The sequence below is a fragment of the Deinococcus sedimenti genome, assembly GCF_014648135.1.
GTDB classification, from domain to species: Bacteria; Deinococcota; Deinococci; order Deinococcales; family Deinococcaceae; genus Deinococcus; species Deinococcus sedimenti.
The window spans coordinates 70179-84019 of the sequence record NZ_BMQN01000011.1; the positions used below are offsets into that span (position 1 = coordinate 70179).

Consider the following 13841-nt stretch of genomic DNA (forward strand, 5'->3'; position numbering starts at 1 on the left):
GTAGGCAGATCTGGTACCAACAGACATGAGGTGAACGAGTTGAGAGAGGTGAAGCGCCTGAATGTACTAATGCATCGCCTCTTTCTGAGGTGTTTTTCACATGTTTGATGAGGCGTCTTCATGTGTGATGTGGGTTTCGTTTGGTCGAAAAACGGCTTTACATAAGCGTCCCATCTGGGATATTCCGGACCCCCCGGTCGAAGTGCCGTTTTTTTCCTGGTGGTGGGGGTGAAACCGTTACATCGGCTTGGTTTCAAATTGGGGATTTTAATGTGATTAGTTTTGTATTGTGATTTATTTTTTACACCATCGCACCCGATGTTTCTGAGCATTCCGTGAGTCCCTGCCTTTTCGCGCCACCGGCTCATGCCCCAGCGCCTTTCTGATCATGCCGACCAGGCCCACCCGACGACGCTCGAACGGGGCCGGAGCACAGCGGTGGCCCGCTCACGCGGGCCCGGCCGAGCGCATGTCGAAAGTCCTCGCCAGCACTCAACTGCCTGACGGCACCACCCTCTCGTTCGACGCGGGCTTCGATCCGCCCCTCAACATCCACTTCCTGGACGTGTACCGGGAAGGGCAGGAGGACCCGGTGTTCGAGTCGCTGTTTCATCACCCGGGCGGCCGCTTCTCGTACTCCATCGCGGACCTCACGGCGGATGTGACGCGTCTCGCCGGTCGCCCCCTGCCGGAGTTGACGACGGCCATCATCGCGCTCGGTCCGGTGCCGAACGCGGTGCGCAACCTCGGCCGCCTCTGACAGTCCTGGCCCGCGCATCGCGGGCCACGCGGCGTGCATGAACCGACGCTTCAACCTCCGCGCTGTCACCCTGACCCTCATCGCCGCCAGCTGGATCAGCCTGTTCGCGTTCCTGTCGTTCACCACGCAGGCGACCCTTCACGCCAGCTCCCCCGCATGGTCCGGTACCCCATGAGTCCCCGCGAGCATGAGCGACTCGCCCGGTCGCTCCTGCAGGCGGCCCTGGATCATCAGCGCACGGCGCTCGCCTGCCCGGACGACTACCGGGCGGGCCTCGCCGCTCGCACCCTGGCCCAGGACGCTCTGCATCACGCCCAGCTCGCCGAGCTCCGGGTGACTCCGGTGGGCGTGATCATCCACACCTGAACGGGGCCCGGCATTCACCCTGCCCGGACCGCCTGCCGTCCAGTCCTGGCCCGCGCACCGCGGGCCACGCGGCCGTCATGCAAGGCACCCTGACCGGCGTGATCCTGAACGCCACGACCACCGACACGCAGACCACCGTGAAGCTCGCCGGGATCACCGACAACGGGCACCGGGGCGTCACCTGGATTCACACGGTGACCTTCACCGGCCCCCGCAGGCTGGCCACCCTGCCCGCTGAGGGGAGCGTCGTGCGCGTCACCTGCATGGCCACCCAACAGGTCTTCCAGGGCCGTGATGGGCAGAAGGCCAGTGCCGTGACGCTGCTTGGCGTGACCCTCACCCCCCACGCTGGACCGATCACGCGCAAGGGGTCCACCCCCTTCCTCCTGCAGGCCGTGAACGAGTTCCGCTTCGCCGCGTTCCTCACCCGCGACCCCGTCCGTAAACCCGTCGGCGTCACTGAAGCGCGCGTGGGCGTGCGCGACCGGAAGGGGCACACGCACTACTTCAACTGCGAAGCGTGGCGCGCCCTCGCCCCCACCCTGGGCGCCCGACGCGCCGCGGCGGAACTCACCCTCACCTGCATCCTCCGCCGCGACCGCGTGGACACGACGGCCGGCGCGCGTGCGTTCGACGTGATGGAAGTCATCGCCCTGACCGCCCAGGGGGTCGCCAATGCCGCAGATTGACGCCCGCGAACAGGAGATCCAGGCCCTCCTACGCCTCATGACGACCGGCCGCCACCCGGACGGCCGACGCGCCACGTGGATGGACGAGCAACACGCGAATACGCGCCTGAATCAATTACGCCGGACCTGACCGGTGGGGGGAGGCCACGCGCCTCCCTCCCTTCATTCCTGCTCAGCGAGTCGTGGCCCGCGCACCGCGGGCCAGGCCGCGCGCATGAGCCCACCCAACCTCATCCTGCACGCCACGACCTGCCTCACCCTGCTCGGCCTCACCGCGAAAGCCGCCCTCCGGGCCGTGGAGGACTCGTGGCAGATCCTTGACGCGGAGACGGGCCGCGCCCTCGGTACCCTCCAGGGAGACCGGGTCACGGTGGACGCGGCCACCCTGCTCCCGGAGGAGCTGGACCGCTGCGTCGCCCCCCTGCTCGGCCCCCCACTCGCCACGCGGTTCTTCCAGCAGTTCCCCGCCGCGGGCGGTGACTGGTTCCTCTGTGTGCAGGGTGGACACGAGATCTCCCTGCGCGCTCGGGATGACACGGTCCTCGCCAGCGGGCACCTGTTCGAACCCACGAGCGGCGTCCTGTTCGCCACCGTGAACACCTGGAATCCCCTCCTGCACACCCTGCTCCCTGCACCCATTCCAGTCGGGCCGGGCAGCAACCAGAAGCAGGCGCGACTGCTCGACTGGCGGACGCTGAACGTCACACCCAGCATCACCGACCCGGAAACGCTCGCCTTCTACCTCTCCCGGACGGCGCTCGACGCGACCGGCCACGATCACCCGTACCCGTACGGCTGCTGGTACGACCCGGGGAACGCGGCCACCCGCACCGTGCTCCTCCTCTCGCAGGCCCTCACCCTGGAGACGGGTGAAGAGTGGCCGCACGGCCGCGCTCCGTACGTCTGACCCAGCCCTGGCCCCACCCACGCGTGGGGCCAGCCTGGCGTCATGATCATCACCGTCGGCCGCCTCGGCGATCACCACGAGTCGGGCCACACCGAGTACGTCGGGCGAGGCCGGGGCAGCGTCCTCGGCAACCCCCTGCCCGTCATCGGACGGGGCCGCTGGACGGGAGAGGCCGCCGCGTGGACGAGTCACCTGATCCACGCGGCGAACCTCACGGGCACCGAGCGTGAGCAGGCGCAGCGGGCCCTGCAATGCCTCGGCTTCGAGCAGGGTGAAGCCGCTGCGCTGTACCTGCACGTCCTGCGGGAGCAGTGCCGGACGGACACCCCACAACGCCGCGCGGTGCTGCGACTTGCCGCCCTCGCCACGCAGGGACCCGTGCACCTCCAGTGCTGGTGCACGCCCAGACCCTGTCACGCTGAGCACATCCGCACGGCCATCCTCGGGTACGCCCAGATGTTGATCGAGAGACGCGCGACCGCCGCACGGGCTGCCGTACCCGGCTGAACAGACCTGGCCCCGGCACGGCCGGAGCCACGCGCCGGGCATGGACCTGTACACCCTGACCCTCGCCCCGGAAGAGACATTCGAGGTGACGGCCTTCGAAGCCGCCGAGTACTGCACCCCGAACGGCCACGGCCTCGGTCGCGCCGACGGGCACGGCTTCCTCGACCTCGCCCTGCTCACCCGCGAGGACCGCCAGGTCATCCGCGCCCCCGCCCGCCTGTTCACCGCCGACGTCCGCCGCGCCGCTCAGCAGGGCTGGGCCGTGTGGATCATCCACCTGCACGATCAGGCGCCACGCGGGTACGAGGTGCTCGGCGTGACCATCGTGACCCCCACCGATCAGGCGGCCGACGACCTCACCGATCAGCTGCAGGCGGCCGCCACGCCCCGCGACTGGGCGGACGTGATCGCCCCCATCCGTGGCGCGTTGCTCACCCCGCTCAGCGCGTACCTCACCGGCGAGCCCTGAACCTCGACGCGCCCGGCGGGGCGTGGGCGGAGACGGCGGCGGGCGCACGGCGCGCCCACCGCACCCCAGGACGCCAGGCCCGGAGTGCGCCGGGGGGTGGCTGCCCGCAGTCCGCAAGCGGCCTGCGCGCGAGGGCGGCGATCGGGCGCCGACGAGTCGTAGACCCCCTGGATCGCCCCACTCCTCCATCACGCGGAAGGGGAAGGGACCGGGGTGGCGCATGCCGAACGCCCAGTGCGAGACCCCCGCTCACCGCTCCAGTCCTGGCCTGCGCCCGCAGGCCACGTCCCTCCCATGCTCAGCCGCTTCGATCTCGTGACCGATGGCCCCGATGGCCCGAACACCTGGCAGTGCGCCGTCTACGCCCCCAGTGTCACGACCGCCTTGCAGGCCGCGCGCGCTGCTGGATATGCCGGGACGAGTGTCTGGGACCTCGGACAATTCGAACGGGCGGAAGGCACCACGCCATTCGTGCTCACCCCCTCTCAGGCGTGGGACGTTCGGGGCGAGCGGCACGCGTCGCTCAGGCGCGCCCAGGTCCTCTCGCCCCTTCTGCACGTCCACCTCTCCCGCGGAGAGGGCGGCACGTCCAGCGAACTGCTCACACGCTGCACCTTCCCCTCAGACGTTCGGGCTCTGCTCGAAGCGGACGCGAGCAGCCCGGGCGAGGTGAGCTGGCGCTGGATGCACGGCGACCTGCTGGGACGCCCTGCTGACCAGCCCATCCGGCTCGTGGCACGACCCTCGTGACGCGGCGACCTGCCCGTGAAGTGCTGGCCCCCTGCGTCGGGGGCCACCTCGCCTGCATGACCGGGGACGAAACATTGAGTGCGCAGCTGGACCGCCTGCGCGAGAGTTATGACGACGCGATAGAGGCGCTGGCCGAGCAGTTCGGTCTGATGTGGACCGAGATGCACCCACGGGACGCCACGGCGCAGAGCGTCTGGCCACGCCTCAGCATCGACGCCACGCCAGAGGGCACCATCACCTTCCAGGGCTTCCACTTCGAGTTCCGGACGTGCGTTCCCCTGGACTGCCGAGGTGCGTTTCTCACGGCGGCCGTCGCCCACCTGGACGCGTACCCTCGCCACGCGTACGACTGGCAGGCGATCCCTGACACGGATGACTGAAGCCCTGGCCCCCGATCTCGGGGGCCACCTCGCCTGCATGAACGGAATTCAAGCAGTTGGAGGTCGCCGACTGTGCGGCAGTGGACGCACCGCCGGGGAACTGTACCTGGAGTGCGGCCTGGTCAGGGGCGGCTCGCCCATCGAGGACCGCCTCATGGACCTGCCCCTCGAGGTCGACCCGGTGGAGATGGGGGTGAGTGCCATCGGCATCAGCACCTTCACGGACGAGCATGGTGTCACGCACGTGCTGGACTGGGTGGGCGCGGACTCCTACCCGGAGATGGCGGACTTCATCGAGGAAGCCCGCCGCAAAGGCGTCAGTCGGAAGGTCAGTCGCACCGCGCCCCTGGGGGACCGCCCAGAGTTGCCTGTACCTCCTGCACCCGCGGGCCGTCGTCACGAACGCGAGCACGCTGGCCACCCCCGACGGCTTCGCCTGCCCATGCGGGAAGGGGCACACGGCGCAAGAGGGCTGCATCGGTCTGGGCTGGCACGTCCAGCCGAACGCCGGTGACGGCCAGCGGCGCCTGGCGGACGGCACCTACCCCGTCAAGGCCCCCCTCTCCCCTGCCCCGGACTACGCGCTCGGCGTGTTCATGGTCGTGCCCATCACGGCCCTCACCGTCATCCAGCACCCCGACCCCACCATCCAGGCTGACCGGGAGAAGCGGGCGGGACAGAGCGGCCTCCCGGTCTTCGTCGCACAGGAGTAACAGACCGGGGTGGCGCACGCCGGACACCCAGTGCGAGACCCCCGCTCCCGCTCAGCCCTGGCCCCCAGATGCCTGGGGGCCAGGCGGCCGTCATGCCTGACCCGAACCCACCTGCGCCTGTCCCTTCCACACCACCTGGCATGGAACGCTTCACCCTGACCGTCACGCGGGCGCGAGTGAGCAGCGCCGGTCACGTGTTGCGCCCAGGCCGACCCCACCCCATCACCGTGCTCGACTACGGCAACGGCACATTCGAACTGGAAGACGGCAGCTGCTTCCAGTCTGTCAGCGGCCACTGGGCCACCCGCGACGCGCTCGTGCCAGGAGCCACGTTCTTCGTCGGGAAAAACGATGAATACCTCTACACCGTGACATCCGGTTCACCCGTGTCTGCACCACGGCCACCGACTGAACTGGACGGGCGGTGAGCGCAGGTCACTGGACACACGCCTCACCCTCACCCGGGAACGCATCCGCGACGCACTCCGCCTGGACGGTCACCGCGCCGCCGATCGCGGTGCACCCGGACTCGAGTAGCACTGGCCCCCGGACACCCGGGGGCCATGACATTCGTATGCCGACCGATGCCCCCCCACCCCTGCTCAGCGTCACCGTGCCCGCGCCCTTCAGCACCGCCGTGCCCCTCGACGACCTCACTGAGGACACCCACGGCGCCAGCAACCACCTCAAGGGTGCGCTGCGCTGCACCGGGCAACTCCAACCCATCGTGCTGGAATCCCTGCCCAGCGGCGAGTACCGCATCCGGGACGGGAACCGCCGCGTCGCGGCCGCCCGGTCCCTCGGCTGGACGCACGTGCAGGCGGACGTGTACGCCGGACTGACCGAGGCGCAGTGGGCGCTGGTGATCGCCGGGGTGCACAACCGCAGTGCCAACCCCGTGGAGGAAGCCCGCCTGTACGGCACACTCACCCAGACCCTGACCGAGGCGGGCATCGCGGCGAACACCGGCGTTCCTGTGCAAGTCATCCGCGCCCGCCTGTCCCTGCTGAACCTGCCGGGCGACGTCCTGGACCTGATCGGGACGCGCACCCTGAGCCTGAGTGTCGCCGAGCGCGCCGCGAAACTCCGGGGTGTGCACGCCGACCGGGCCGTGCGGGAGATCCGCGAGGCGGCCCAGGCGGGCAAGCCCTTCACGGCTGCGCAGCTGAAGGTGGTCACCGTGGCCCGCGCCAGCAGCCTCGGTGCGCGCCTGATGGCCGCGGCGCCGCCCCCGCCGACCCTGCTGCCCCCAGAGACGATCCTGGCCGAAGAAGTCCGGGCGCTGTGCGAACGGCGGGGCGTGAGCGTGCAGGCCCTGACGCAGGTCCTCACCGGGTCGGTGCCGCCCGTGACCCCCGTGCACGCGGCGCACGTCCACCGCGCCGTGGTGCACTGATGGCTCGCACGCCGAGCTCGAAACGGAAGACCCGGTCGCGGAAGGGCACCCTGCACGAGTCGCTCTACCCGGCCGTTCGCCGCATGTACCCCACCGCGACGCGGGTCGTGCGGCACGAACGGTTGACCACCCATGGCCGTCACCGCCGTCCGGTGATCGACGTCACGCTCGCCGCGTTCGACGCGCAGGGCCGGACACTGATGGCCCTCCGGCCGGAGGAGATGCCCGAACTCCACGACGCGGTGACGGCCCGACATGGTCCGGGGTACGTCTCCCTCGACCTCTGAGGTCGTCACCCCCACGAGCCGCAGGGTGTGGATTGTGCAATCCAATCCCACCCCGCAGACCTACGCGGAACTTCAGACTGCGTTCCAGGTCCAGGTGTGGGGGAAACCAGGCCTGAATGTGGCGTGCCTGACGTGCAACCAACCGCTCAGTGCACTGCCGGACTGAGCGCTGGCCCACCGCGGGTGGGCCACGACACGAGCATGACCATCAACACCAGCAGCGTGTTCGCCTTCAAGACGGCGAAGTTCCCTGGGCTCGGGAAGGGCGGCCGGGTGCAGATCCCACAGCATCTGCACAGCCAGCTCGACACGTCCAACCGGATGCGCGTGATCCCCTGGGCTGCGGCTGAAGCAGTCGCGCAGGTCCTGCTGGGCCGCGTGGAGGCCGAACGCACCCCCAAGGCCCTCACCCTGCAGACCATCGACAAGGATGAGCAGACCGTCCTCATGGCCTCCCACCCCACTCAGGCGACCTGGGTGAACGCCGGGCAGACCGTACGCCCGTACATCCTCCTGATCGCCGAAGCCCAGCTCGCGGCCAAGCACACCGAACTCGCCGAACGCTGGGGGAACCTCCTGCACACCATCGACCGGCACGCGGTCACCCTCCCCACCACCGAGGACCGCCTGGCCACGCTCAGCCACAAGATCGACTTCAAGGACGATCTCCTGCGCGTTCTGGACACCCTGTACTACACCGGGAAGCTCTCCGCGGACACCTGCTCCTGGATCACCGGGCCCCTCTCTGCCCCCGCCGCGTGGACGCATTCCCCGGTCCTCCTCGGGCAGTCCCCCCGCCAGCCCGGCGAGCCCGGTGCGGATCTCAGCGAGGAAGGCCGCCTGACCCGGCGCGCTGCGTACGGCATCCGCGCCCTACTTGTCGGGCCCACCGGGTGCGGGAAGACCGAACTCGGCAAGCGCGTCGCCCTCTCCACCGGCTCGACCATCGTGTCCCTCAAGGGCCGCCCCGGCCTGGAGGACCGCGACATGATCGGCTTCATCTCCCCCACCCTGCAGGGCGCCCGCTGGGTGGATGGGCCGCTCGCCCGCGCCATGCGCCTCGCGCAGCAGGGCACGCGCACCACCCTCCTGATCGACGAGCTGCTCCGCCTGGACGCGTACCACCGCAACGCCCTGATCGGCCTGCTCGACGACGTCAGCGCCACGGAACTCAAAGCCACGCTGGGCGTCGACGTGCCCGACGGGCGGTACTACACCCTGGATCTCCCTGGCGCCGGAGAAGTCCTGTACGCCCCGACCCGCCTGCTCAGCGTCCTGTGCACCACCAACGCCGGCAGCTCGTACACGCAGAGCGGCGAACTCGACCCCGCCCTCATGCGGCGCTTCCAGCGCGTCATGTTCGTCTCGTACCCTGCCGAGGCGGTCATCATGCCGGTCTACGCGAAGGCGGCCACACCTGGGACGGCGCGCGTCGCATACGCCCTGGAGGTCGCCACGCGCAGCATGACGGTCGACCAGGGCCAGCTGCTCGCCCGGCCCATGAACACCGGCGTCACTCTGAACTTCCTCGCGGAAGTGCAGGACCTCGTCCAGGCGGGTCTCTCCGAGACGAACGCCCTGCGCGAGGCGCTGCTCGTCACCGTCACGCCGTTCTGCTGCGAGCTGACCGACGAGGGCCTGCCCGACCCGGCCGCCGTGAACGCCCTGAAGGCCCGCCTGGAGGAACAGCTGCGCAAGGGCCTGCTGCACAAGGCCGCGTGACGCGGTGGCCCCCTCCGGGGGGCTTTCTTCACGTGGGGAGTTCTGGCCCCCAGACGCTGGGGGCCACTTCGCACGCATGACCCAGCCAAAATGGTGGCAGACCCCCCGCATTCAGAAGTGGGCGTGGGACGCCTGGCGGTACTACTCCTGGCGCCCCACGTACCGCCTCACCCTCACCCCCAGCGAACCGTCCGCGTACGTCGACATGGTCAACCACGTCGTCGTGTGCAACCCCGAGTACCCGTACCCGCCCCTGCACCTCGCCCGGCACGTGCGCGGCCTCCCGGCGGACCTGCACGAGTTCCAGCAGGCCTACCTCGAATCCCTCATCGCGCACGAGGCGGGGCACACGCACCACTCCGGCCTGCTGCCTGCGGGCCTGCACGGCCAGCTCGTGAACATGCTCGAGGACGAACGCATGGAGCGCCTGACCGCCGTGGACTTCCCGCACCTCACGGCGCTGTTCCAGCTGGCGGCAGACGTGGACGCCGCGCACGCCATCGAGCAGGGCGGCCTGGGCGGGGACGTGCTGCGCGGTTGCCTGCTGCACCGCTTCACCGCCCACCACCCCACGTGGTCGTTCACGCCGGATCAGGCGGACGCGGCCTTGTGGCCCGAGGTGAAAGTGATCGTGGAGGAGGCCTGGGTCGCCCCCACGTACGACGCGGTCGTCGACGCCGCCCGGCGCATCCTGCAGATCCTGAACCTCCCCGAGCAGGCGCCCGAACGCGAGGAGTTCCGCTTCTTCCTCGACGGGGGTGGGCAGGCTCTCCTTCCACCGGAGCCCGGCCCCACCCTGCCGGGCGGACCTGGAGATGGACCCGGCCGCCTGCATGGTTCGGAACCCCGCCCGCTCAAACCGGAGGTGGACCCGCAGGTGACCCCCCGCGCGGAGTCCCTCCAGGCCCAGGTGCAGGGAGAGGCCCGCCGCCTCGCTGCGGCCCTCTGCCCCCCGGCGCTGCCCGACCGCGTGCAACCCAGCCGCGACCGGGGCCGCTACCGGTACGACCGGCACGAGACGGGCAGCGAGCGCCCCTTCGACCTGAAGGTCGGCTCGAAGCGTCCCGGTCCAGCGCACCTACGACTCGCGATCGACGTGAGCAGCAGCATGGATCACCAGGACCGCCTCACGCACGCCCGGCGCATGGCGTTCATCCTGACGCTGGCCGCGCAGCAGAGTGGCACGCCCATCCTGGCCACCGCGTTCGCGGATGATCCGCGGCCACTCATTCAGACGACCACGCTGCCCACCGCCGCCCTGAACGCCGTGGCGGACCTGCGAGCGTACGGCAACACCCGCCTCGCCCCCACGCTCCAGGGCCTGTGGACCCCCGTACTGCCAGGGCGGAGTGTCACCGTGATCCTCAGCGACGGCGCCCTCATGGAGCGTGACTACACCCAGTGCGCCCAACTGCGTGCGCGCCATGACGGCCTCGTCGTGCCGATCCTGCTCGACGTGAAGCCGGACGTCGCGGCCGCCTACGAGCGTACGTTCGGACCCTGCGTCCTGATGACCGATCCGGCGCAGCTCACCACGCACGTCCTGACATTCCTGCGCACCCTCCTCCGGTGAACCCGGCAGGAGTGGCCCAGCCAGTGGGCTGGGCCACGGGAGGCGCATGAGTCTCACCACAGCCATCGATGCCTGCGACCTGCGCGCCCTGATCGCCACGCACTGCGGCGCACCGGCCGCCCGGGGCCTCGGCACCAAGGGCGGCACCATCCATGATCCCCGCCCCGGCATGCAGGAAGCCGACCCCAGCTTCAGCGTCTGGCGCAACCGCGCCGGAACGTGGATGTGGAAGAAGCGCGGGCGCAACGCCGGGAGCGGCACCGCCTACACCTTCCTGCTCAGCCTCGGCTTCAGCGGCCCGGACGCCCGCGCGGAACTCCTCCGCTTCACCGGCACGCCCGATCAGGGCTTCACGCCCAGCACCGCCACGGAGAAACCCCCCGTGGACGTCCTCGCCGTGGCCCGGGAGGCGCTGGCCGACCTGCGGGCTGTCACGCACCGGGAGGCCGAGGCGCTCCGTCGGCGACTCTCCCCCTTGCACGAGGACCACCCGGCGGCGAAAGACCTCGCCCGTCGCGGCCTGTGGCCCCCCAGCGAACTTGACGTCGCGGCCCTGGGAAACGACCTGGTCTTTGCCGTCCGCGGCCCGACCGGGCGCGTCGTGAACTTCAAGCGGCGCGTGCACGGCGCGGCGCGCAGCAAGTACAGCGTCATGGTGCCTGGTCACGGCACGCCCGCCTGGTGCAACCCCCGGTACGGGCAGGCCCGCCGCCTCCTGATCATCGAGGGCGAACTGAACGCCGCCGCGGCCTGGCGGGTCATCCGCGAACTCGGGCTGGACTTCGACGTGCAGGGCCTGCCCGGCACGGACACCACGCCTTTCCTCGACGGCCTGGACCGCGAGGTGTGGGTGTACGCCGACGCGGACGAGAGCGGCCAGCGCATGCGGGCCCGCATCCAGGACCTCGCGTTCCGGGTGGGTGCGCCCCGCGTGCGGCAGATCCCCGCCCTGGCGGAGGGCGACTTCTGCGACGTGCTCGGCCGCGCCGGGGTGCTGGCCTTGGCCGATGTCCTGCACGCTGAGCAGCACCAGGACGTGGAACCGGACTCCATCGCCCTCTGGCCAGCGCAGCTGGAAGTGCAGCACGCCGCGCGCCTCACGCCTCTGCTCGGCGTCACGCAGGATTATGCAGGCTGGCCCCTGATGGCCCGCTCCTGAAGCGAGTCTGAACTCCGCTCCCATGCCCCCCACTTGACATGGTGGGGGGCGTGTTGCTCTTCATTGAGCATGATCAAGGTGATGACCAGCAAGGATGGACCCGTGTGTGCCGCGTACCGCTGGCCGATCGGCGAGGCGATCGTCGACGCCTTGCGCGCCATGTACCCCGCGCAGCGCGTCTGGATGGTCCCCAGCACTGCCGCCGAGGTGGAGAAACTCGGGCTGGAAGTCCTGACCACCGTGCAGGATACGGAACGGGCTGACGCGTACCGGGTGGCCATCCAGGGGGAGCGCGTGGAGCGCGCCCTGCACCGCCGCACCCTGCGCGGTCTCGTGCGCCGGGGCGCGGTCTTCCACAACGGCACCGCGACTGGGGAAGCGACCAGCATGGAGGAAGCGGAACGACTCGCCCGGGAGGCGTACGACGAGGCCGTCCCGAAACTGAACCTGAACCTGCGCGATCTGCTCGGCCTGCCGCCTCTCTAGGCGTGGCCTCCTGGCGGAGGCCAGGTCAGGGTCATGCACCCCACCCGACTCCGCCGCGAGAGCGCCCCGCACCGTGCCCCCCGCAGTCTCCCCCACCGGCCCAGCCCGCACCAGCCACGCCTCCCCCACCGATGATCCCACCACAGGCCGCACGCGAACCGCGTGCGGCCACGTCCTGCATGGAACGACCTTCCACAAGGAGACCCTCATGACCGAGATCCCGAAAACCTTCGAAGAACAGGCCGCGCAGCGCATGACCCTCTACGCGGACGCCCTCCACACTCATGGCGTGCTGCCCGGCGCGCCCCTCGCATTCGTGGGCGTCCTCACCACCGGCCTGCCCGGCGAGGTCATCGAACTCGCCCTGATCACCCCCACCGGCGAGCACGTCTGGCGCGCCCAACCACTCGGGCCCATCGAGGGAGGTGCGTACCGGCGGCATGGCCTCACGACTCTTGACCTCGCGAGCGAGCCACCCTTCACCCAGGTGTACCCGCAAATGCTGGAGGTCCTGCAGTCAGCCGGTCCAGTCACCCTGATCGCGTGGGCCGGGCGCTTCATCACGGCGGCCGTCACGGCCAGCCTGCCACCAGGCACGCCGCCCCTCACGCCACTGGACCTTCAGGCGCTCGTGGACGAGCAGGACCGCACGCTGAATCCGTATGCGCGGTACCTGCCGAGTCTGCCCGGCATGGGGTACACGGTGGAGACACCGCAGATCGACCCGTCCAGTGCGCTCAGTCACGCGCGCGCGCTGCAGGCCGTCACGGCCGCGCTGCTGGAACGCTGTCCCACCCGGACCGTCCCGCCCCGCTGGTAATGCCTCACGTGTGTCCCAGGGACGTGGCCGCCATCGCGGCCCCGTTCCCCTGAGGGCCGCCAGGGGTGGCCGGTCCGCAGAGCGGATCGGCCCCGCCAGTGCCCATGTTGTACTTCGCGAGTACCAGCAGTGATCTGGACGATCTGGACGCCCACCCGGACATCGGCGTGATGACCGGGCCGCGCGTGGGCGGCCTGGGCAGCATCCTCACCTCCCAGCGCCCCTGGGCGTCGGACTGCGACGCGCTGAGCAAGCACGGATTCCACTACGACGAGTTCGTCCAGCACCTGCGGCGCGTCCACGATCCGGCATTGATGGAGCGCTGCCGGTTCGTGGTGGTTCCCGACGTGCCCGGGTGCGGGCGCAGCACCCTCGCGGCGTTCCACGCGGCCGCGCCGGACCTCGCCGAGCTGGGCTTCCCGCTCGCGTACTGCCTTCAGGACGGTGCGGAGGACCTGGAGTTCCCGCTGTGTGACGTGGCCTTCCTGGGCGGCAGTGACGATTGGCGGGAGGCGGTGGGCGCGGCGCTGCTGGAACGCGCGGCGGACGAGGGGCTGGGCACGCACGTGGGGCGCGTGAACAGTGCGCGGCGGGTGCGGCACCTGAGTTTCTGTCACTGCGACAGCGTGGACGGCACGTACGTGGGTTTCCGGGGCGTGGAGCGGGGCGCGCGGGAGATCGGGTCGTGGTTGCGGGGCGCGGCGGACGAGAAGCTGCTGGGCGCGGCGGACCTGCGGGCTCTGCTGCTGGACCCGGCGCGCGTGGCGCGCTGGCGGGAGCGGCGCCGCGCCGCGCCGCGGTGGGGGGAGATGCAGCCCGGCACCGAGGGCCTGTTCTGAACCATCAGTTCATCCCTC

The 13841-nt window shown here is 70.3% G+C and carries 21 protein-coding genes; all 21 read left to right on the forward strand.

The features are described 5' to 3' along the window. The first annotated feature begins 469 nt into the window (after nt 1–469). The 21 genes from IEY69_RS16270 (at nt 470) to IEY69_RS16365 (ending at nt 13823) form a co-directional block, all read left to right on the forward strand. Nucleotides 470–760: a hypothetical protein gene (locus IEY69_RS16270; RefSeq protein ID WP_189074198.1), complete on the forward strand. Its 291-nt coding sequence runs from the start codon at nt 470–472 to the stop codon at nt 758–760. A gap of 37 nt (nt 761–797) precedes the next feature. After that, nucleotides 798–935 (forward strand): hypothetical protein, encoded by a 138-nt coding sequence (locus tag IEY69_RS16275; protein ID WP_189074199.1) that lies wholly within the window; start codon nt 798–800, stop codon nt 933–935. Next, a complete protein-coding gene (locus IEY69_RS16280; RefSeq protein WP_189074200.1) occupies nt 932–1126 on the forward strand; it encodes a hypothetical protein in 195 nt (64 codons plus the stop codon). The genes IEY69_RS16275 and IEY69_RS16280 overlap by 4 nt, the downstream gene beginning before the upstream one ends. Before the next feature lie 77 nt (nt 1127–1203). After that, on the forward strand, nt 1204–1815 hold the full coding sequence (locus IEY69_RS16285) for a hypothetical protein (protein WP_189074201.1): 612 nt from the start codon (nt 1204–1206) through the stop codon (nt 1813–1815). Further along, nucleotides 1802–1945, forward strand: a complete 144-nt coding sequence (locus IEY69_RS16290; RefSeq protein ID WP_189074202.1) for a hypothetical protein — start codon at nt 1802–1804, stop codon at nt 1943–1945. The genes IEY69_RS16285 and IEY69_RS16290 overlap by 14 nt, the downstream gene beginning before the upstream one ends. Nucleotides 1946–2029: 84 nt before the next feature. Continuing rightward, nucleotides 2030–2722, forward strand: coding sequence for a hypothetical protein (locus IEY69_RS16295; protein ID WP_189074203.1), 693 nt, complete (start codon nt 2030–2032; stop codon nt 2720–2722). Nucleotides 2723–2764: 42 nt separating this feature from the next. Then, a complete protein-coding gene (locus IEY69_RS16300; protein ID WP_189074204.1) occupies nt 2765–3229 on the forward strand; it encodes a DUF4326 domain-containing protein in 465 nt (154 codons plus the stop codon). A gap of 40 nt (nt 3230–3269) precedes the next feature. Beyond that, the gene (locus tag IEY69_RS16305) at nt 3270–3698 is read left to right on the forward strand and encodes a hypothetical protein (protein WP_189074205.1); all 429 of its coding nucleotides are present in this window, start codon (nt 3270–3272) and stop codon (nt 3696–3698) included. Between the two features lie 315 nt (nt 3699–4013). Beyond that, nucleotides 4014–4448 (forward strand): hypothetical protein, encoded by a 435-nt coding sequence (locus IEY69_RS16310; RefSeq protein ID WP_189074206.1) that lies wholly within the window; start codon nt 4014–4016, stop codon nt 4446–4448. A gap of 56 nt (nt 4449–4504) precedes the next feature. Beyond that, nucleotides 4505–4828, forward strand: coding sequence for a hypothetical protein (locus IEY69_RS16315; protein WP_189074207.1), 324 nt, complete (start codon nt 4505–4507; stop codon nt 4826–4828). Further along, nucleotides 4821–5342 (forward strand): hypothetical protein, encoded by a 522-nt coding sequence (locus IEY69_RS16320; RefSeq protein ID WP_229784041.1) that lies wholly within the window; start codon nt 4821–4823, stop codon nt 5340–5342. The genes IEY69_RS16315 and IEY69_RS16320 overlap by 8 nt, the downstream gene beginning before the upstream one ends. A 76-nt stretch (nt 5343–5418) precedes the next feature. Further along, nucleotides 5419–5541 (forward strand): hypothetical protein, encoded by a 123-nt coding sequence (locus IEY69_RS22000; protein WP_268243875.1) that lies wholly within the window; start codon nt 5419–5421, stop codon nt 5539–5541. Nucleotides 5542–5681: 140 nt separating this feature from the next. Beyond that, a complete protein-coding gene (locus tag IEY69_RS16325) occupies nt 5682–5969 on the forward strand; it encodes a hypothetical protein (protein WP_189074208.1) in 288 nt (95 codons plus the stop codon). Between the two features lie 146 nt (nt 5970–6115). Beyond that, complete coding sequence (locus tag IEY69_RS16330) at nt 6116–6937, forward strand: ParB/RepB/Spo0J family partition protein (protein WP_189074209.1); 822 nt, start codon at nt 6116–6118, stop codon at nt 6935–6937. Next, nucleotides 6937–7224: a hypothetical protein gene (locus tag IEY69_RS16335; RefSeq protein WP_189074210.1), complete on the forward strand. Its 288-nt coding sequence runs from the start codon at nt 6937–6939 to the stop codon at nt 7222–7224. The genes IEY69_RS16330 and IEY69_RS16335 overlap by 1 nt, the downstream gene beginning before the upstream one ends. A gap of 201 nt (nt 7225–7425) precedes the next feature. Next, entirely contained in the window at nt 7426–8946 is a 1521-nt protein-coding gene (locus IEY69_RS16340; protein ID WP_189074211.1) for an AAA family ATPase, read from the forward strand. A gap of 76 nt (nt 8947–9022) precedes the next feature. Continuing rightward, a complete protein-coding gene (locus IEY69_RS16345) occupies nt 9023–10519 on the forward strand; it encodes a vWA domain-containing protein (RefSeq protein ID WP_189074212.1) in 1497 nt (498 codons plus the stop codon). 46 nt (nt 10520–10565) lie between these two features. Then, nucleotides 10566–11678, forward strand: coding sequence for a hypothetical protein (locus tag IEY69_RS16350; RefSeq protein WP_189074213.1), 1113 nt, complete (start codon nt 10566–10568; stop codon nt 11676–11678). A gap of 81 nt (nt 11679–11759) precedes the next feature. Next, a complete protein-coding gene (locus tag IEY69_RS16355; RefSeq protein WP_189074214.1) occupies nt 11760–12164 on the forward strand; it encodes a hypothetical protein in 405 nt (134 codons plus the stop codon). Nucleotides 12165–12372: 208 nt separating this feature from the next. Next, complete coding sequence (locus IEY69_RS16360; protein ID WP_189074215.1) at nt 12373–12984, forward strand: 3'-5' exonuclease family protein; 612 nt, start codon at nt 12373–12375, stop codon at nt 12982–12984. A gap of 104 nt (nt 12985–13088) precedes the next feature. Further along, entirely contained in the window at nt 13089–13823 is a 735-nt protein-coding gene (locus IEY69_RS16365; protein ID WP_189074216.1) for a hypothetical protein, read from the forward strand. The last annotated feature ends 18 nt before the right edge of the window (nt 13824–13841 follow it).

Excerpts from the sequence above, each read along its gene's own strand:
- IEY69_RS16270 (WP_189074198.1), top strand. The coding sequence starts at position 470 with ATGTCGAAAGTCCTCGCCAGCACTCAACTGCCTGACGGCACCACCCTC.
- IEY69_RS16275 (WP_189074199.1), top strand. The coding sequence starts at position 798 with ATGAACCGACGCTTCAACCTCCGCGCTGTCACCCTGACCCTCATCGCC.
- IEY69_RS16280 (WP_189074200.1), top strand. The coding sequence starts at position 932 with ATGAGTCCCCGCGAGCATGAGCGACTCGCCCGGTCGCTCCTGCAGGCG.
- IEY69_RS16285 (WP_189074201.1), top strand. The coding sequence starts at position 1,204 with ATGCAAGGCACCCTGACCGGCGTGATCCTGAACGCCACGACCACCGAC.
- IEY69_RS16290 (WP_189074202.1), top strand. The coding sequence starts at position 1,802 with ATGCCGCAGATTGACGCCCGCGAACAGGAGATCCAGGCCCTCCTACGC.
- IEY69_RS16295 (WP_189074203.1), top strand. The coding sequence starts at position 2,030 with ATGAGCCCACCCAACCTCATCCTGCACGCCACGACCTGCCTCACCCTG.
- IEY69_RS16300 (WP_189074204.1), top strand. The coding sequence starts at position 2,765 with ATGATCATCACCGTCGGCCGCCTCGGCGATCACCACGAGTCGGGCCAC.
- IEY69_RS16305 (WP_189074205.1), top strand. The coding sequence starts at position 3,270 with ATGGACCTGTACACCCTGACCCTCGCCCCGGAAGAGACATTCGAGGTG.
- IEY69_RS16315 (WP_189074207.1), top strand. The coding sequence starts at position 4,505 with ATGACCGGGGACGAAACATTGAGTGCGCAGCTGGACCGCCTGCGCGAG.
- IEY69_RS16320 (WP_229784041.1), top strand. The coding sequence starts at position 4,821 with ATGACTGAAGCCCTGGCCCCCGATCTCGGGGGCCACCTCGCCTGCATG.
- IEY69_RS16325 (WP_189074208.1), top strand. The coding sequence starts at position 5,682 with ATGGAACGCTTCACCCTGACCGTCACGCGGGCGCGAGTGAGCAGCGCC.
- IEY69_RS16330 (WP_189074209.1), top strand. The coding sequence starts at position 6,116 with ATGCCGACCGATGCCCCCCCACCCCTGCTCAGCGTCACCGTGCCCGCG.
- IEY69_RS16335 (WP_189074210.1), top strand. The coding sequence starts at position 6,937 with ATGGCTCGCACGCCGAGCTCGAAACGGAAGACCCGGTCGCGGAAGGGC.
- IEY69_RS16340 (WP_189074211.1), top strand. The coding sequence starts at position 7,426 with ATGACCATCAACACCAGCAGCGTGTTCGCCTTCAAGACGGCGAAGTTC.
- IEY69_RS16345 (WP_189074212.1), top strand. The coding sequence starts at position 9,023 with ATGACCCAGCCAAAATGGTGGCAGACCCCCCGCATTCAGAAGTGGGCG.
- IEY69_RS16350 (WP_189074213.1), top strand. The coding sequence starts at position 10,566 with ATGAGTCTCACCACAGCCATCGATGCCTGCGACCTGCGCGCCCTGATC.
- IEY69_RS16355 (WP_189074214.1), top strand. The coding sequence starts at position 11,760 with ATGACCAGCAAGGATGGACCCGTGTGTGCCGCGTACCGCTGGCCGATC.
- IEY69_RS16360 (WP_189074215.1), top strand. The coding sequence starts at position 12,373 with ATGACCGAGATCCCGAAAACCTTCGAAGAACAGGCCGCGCAGCGCATG.
- IEY69_RS16365 (WP_189074216.1), top strand. The coding sequence starts at position 13,089 with ATGTTGTACTTCGCGAGTACCAGCAGTGATCTGGACGATCTGGACGCC.